Genomic DNA, 3,055 nt, shown 5'->3' on the forward strand with positions numbered 1-3,055 from the left:
ACTCACTCGGCAGGAATTGGCCCAGCAAGTGACGTATTTGAAAGCGGAGAATGCAATCCTTCGGAGCAAGTTACCCGATCGAATCACGCTGAACAATCAGGAACGTCGCCGGCTGATTCGCCATGGCAAGAAACTTGGCCCGCGAATCAAAGAACTGATCTCGATTGTCAGCTACTCAACCTTCCGCCGCTGGATCCGGACCATGGAAGACGGACCGACGAAACGGCCGAAATCGAAAGCGGAAGATAAACCTGGCCGGCCGCGAATCGACGAAAGCATCGCCGATACGATCATCCGGATCCGGAAAGAGACCGGCTGGGGTTACACCAAGATCGTCCAGGCGATGCGGCGGCTTGGCCATCGAATCTCGCGTCAAACGGTCAAAAACATTCTGGTCGAAGCGGGGCTTGGTCCCGATCCCAGCGATCATCCCGATACTTGGTCTGATTTCCTGAAGCGGCATGCAGCCACGATGTGGCAATGCGACTTCGCATCGAAGCGAAAGTGGACGATCAAAGGAATGGTCGATCTCTACTTCCTCGTCTTTATTCACGTCGAGACACGACGCATCTGGGTGTCTCCGTGTACCGCCAATCCGACCGGCCAGTGGACCATTCCCCGCCGCGCTGTCCTGATTAGGCCGGCGTGCCCCACACCTGGCAACTTGCCCTCTTGAATCGTTGCTCAGAGCTCAGTCACCAGGTCTCCGTCGGGGTTGTTTTGTTTAAGGTCCGTGATACGGCCTGCTTCGCCAATCATGAACCAGTCGGATCCAGACCCGCCGGTGAGTTTGTCCTTCTCTTCGTCGCTGAAAATTTCGTCGATGGCTTCGGTTGATTCCGATTCGACCGCTTGTTCGACCCACTGGTCTAGCAGTTGATCGATTTCCGCCCGTAACGTGGACCCGAAGAACTGCTCGGACATCAAAATGTCGTGACCGGATGAACCGACCATCCGATCGGCTCCCAGTCCACCGACCAAGAAATCATTGCCACTACCGCCGACGATGTGGTCATTTCCTAGTCCTCCAAAGATGAGATCGGAGTTACTGCCACCGGAAACGTCATCATCTCCCTCGCCAGCCTGCACCATCGATTTGATATCCAAGCTACCCAGATCAATCCTATCGTTACCGGCACGCGACCAAATCCGAATTTCATCGACGCCGGCAATCGGAACTCCGGTGCTCTCCCCGTTCAACGTCAGCATTCCGTTGCTTTCGCCAAAGATGAGAACGTCATCGTTTTCGGTACCTCCGACACGTAGAATGCCGCCTGTCAATTCGATCGAACCCTCGGCGATGGCCGGCAAAATCTCGATGCTGACAGTCGCTTCATCCGATCCACCCTTTCCATCGGTGACGGTGTAGGTAAATGTCTCGGTCAGTCCGGCAAGGTCGCTGGTCACACCGGGTTGATATTGCAACGATCCGTCGACCTGGACGGTCAAAACACCGTAGGCCAGTGGAGTGGGCACTCCCACTGCGGCGGTTTCACCGTTGATCGCGAACACCGATAGTGAGTCAAGCCGATCGATGTCAGTGTCGTTGGCCAACAATCCGTTACTCACCGGAATCGTCAAGATGTCATCTTCGCTGACCGCGTAAGATTCAGCCGATCCGACCGGGGCATCGTTTTTACCGTCAATCGTCACGACCACGGTCTCCGTGGCTGTGCCGTCCAGTGAGCGAACCGTAAAGGAATCGGCTTCGACTTCATTCACGCTCATGGCCTGAACGGATGAACTGTCGAGCACATAGGTCCAGTCACCCGAGGCATCCATGCTGAACGAACCAAAGTTGCCAGCCGAGTTGGCGAGGGGAACGAATTGGTTCTCGCCGTCGTCGTTATCCGTCACCAGCAGTCTGGCGGTGACGTTGGTGAGCGAATCTTCATTCGTTTGCCCGCCAGCCACACCAGAAATCGCGGCTTGGTCGTTCAATCCTTCGATCGTGATGGCAACCGTTTCGGTGGCGGACCGGTCGATGGATTGAACCGTGAACGAGTCGGTAACAAGGTCCCCCGCGTTCAGACTCTGAGCCGCCGCAATGTCCAAAACAAAACTCCAACTTCCGGAGGCATCGATGGCGAATGCTCCATAGGTGCCCGCTTGGCTGCTCGATTGGAAAACCGCTTCACCAGCATCGATGTCCGAGACCGACAGCACGCCCGATGTCGTTGCGGCGGAATCTTCATCGGTATCACCTGCCGTCACACCGGAAATCGAAGCGGGATCATTCTGTCCGTGAATGGTCACGGTCACCGTGGCAGTGCTCGCGCCGCCGTTTCCGTCGTCGACTGTGTAGGTGAACGAATCGGCGGCTGTGGAGCCGGCGGGCAGTGTTCCAAACTTTCCGGCGGGGTCGTAGGTGAATGTTCCGTCACCGTTGTTGGTCACGGTTCCCGTCGTCCCCGTGGTATCGATGCTAAACGTGTGGACGTCGGTCACATCGACATCTGCGAAATCGGCAGCGAGATCAACAACAGGCCCGTCTTCGTTGACTGCACCTTGAACATTGAATGCGGTCGGTGCAACGTTGGTGACATCCAGCTCAACGGTACGGATGGCCTGAGTGGCATTATTCTCAAACACCGCGAACGTAAAGGAACTCAGTCCCGAGCTATCCGCGGTGAAGCGCACGGTGTGGTTGTCGGGCATTAGTATCGCCGTTCCCGCGACATTGCCCAAGATCTCGAAACTCGGTTCACTGAGTCTCAGATCAGCCGACAGTTTCTGCAAATCGAAATCAGAGACGCGCGTCTTCGTTCGATCGAAGTAGCGGTCGTCGTAAACCAACACGGCTCCGCTGGCCGCGTTCTCAAAGAAATCCTGAATCTCTTCTTCGACAGCGAAGCCGAAGGCAATGCCGTTGCCGTCTTGCTGGAACCTATTGCCGACCGCCGTGATCATCTCACCACCATAGTTGACAATCAACGAACCGGAGCCGTGGATATTGATGGTGTTGTTACCCGGATCAGCAGCGGTTCCCAGGTCGACCGTGCCGCCGCGCACCTCAATTGCGGGTTGATCGCCAGCAGTAGATTCGTCGATGGTC

The 3,055-nt window shown here is 56.1% G+C and carries 1 protein-coding gene and 1 pseudogene; one reads left to right on the top strand and one right to left on the bottom strand.

Features of this window, described 5'->3' with window-relative positions; translation table 11 throughout:
• Window positions 1-676 (top strand): annotated as a pseudogene (locus ABX749_RS27635) (hypothetical protein); the annotation flags it as partial.
• An 8-nt stretch (window positions 677-684) separates the two neighbouring features.
• Here the strand turns inward: ABX749_RS27635 and ABX749_RS27640 are convergent.
• A partial coding sequence (locus ABX749_RS27640) for a VCBS domain-containing protein (RefSeq protein WP_372898870.1) occupies window positions 685-3,055 on the bottom strand: 2,371 nt, incomplete at its 5' end.

It is taken from the genome of Stieleria sp. (genome assembly GCF_041595215.1).
Lineage (GTDB): Bacteria > Planctomycetota > Planctomycetia > Pirellulales > Pirellulaceae > Stieleria > Stieleria magnilauensis.